1 protein-coding gene is annotated in these 565 nt (G+C 38.4%); it reads right to left on the bottom strand.

Annotated features, from left to right (window positions below; translation table 11 throughout):
- Positions 1–59 precede the first annotated feature (59 nt).
- A complete protein-coding gene (locus tag KIV41_RS24665) occupies positions 60–527 on the bottom strand; it encodes a hypothetical protein (protein ID WP_239939200.1) in 468 nt (155 codons plus the stop codon).
- Positions 528–565: the final 38 nt, after the last annotated feature.

Genomic DNA, 565 nt, shown 5'->3' with positions numbered 1-565 from the left:
CACTAAACACAACGCATAGTAAAAATGCCACGCGTTGCGAATCACTCTTAAACAGTTTGTTATACCTTTGATTGCCCGTGAACATTCCACTCTAATGAATGCTTTTCAATTAACTTTTCCTCGACATAATGACGCAATGACTCAGGCTCTATTTGAACCCACGAAATACATATGTCGTTTCCAGATCTAACACTGTCCATTACACGCTGTAATTTTGCACCAGTCTTCTCGTGCTTCTTTATGAGATGATTAGTTAGTCTAGTTCTAGCGCCTTTCCGCTTAGTCTGACCAATATATTTGACTTGAAACGTTTTACCATTCTTTGATTCGAATATGGCGTAAACATTGGCTGAACCACTAAGGTCTTTTAACAGTTTTTCATTGTCTTCTTTTAGCTCGTCAGACAACCATTCTGCTAAATACTCTTGACGGTACCTGACAACTTTCCGATTTGTTTTGGAAAAAAGATGTTTTTCACACTTATCGACCATAGCTTCAAGACTAGCTATGCCTTCAAACTCGAGCATAAGACTCCAACTAAAAAAAGGTATAACGCCCTGTTAAG

Origin of the sequence: Vibrio sp. D401a (assembly GCF_030248515.1) — a bacterium.
GTDB classification, from domain to species: domain Bacteria; phylum Pseudomonadota; class Gammaproteobacteria; order Enterobacterales; family Vibrionaceae; genus Vibrio; species Vibrio rotiferianus.
Note: the sequence above shows the minus strand (reverse complement) of the source record. Positions and strands in the feature narration are given on the sequence as shown.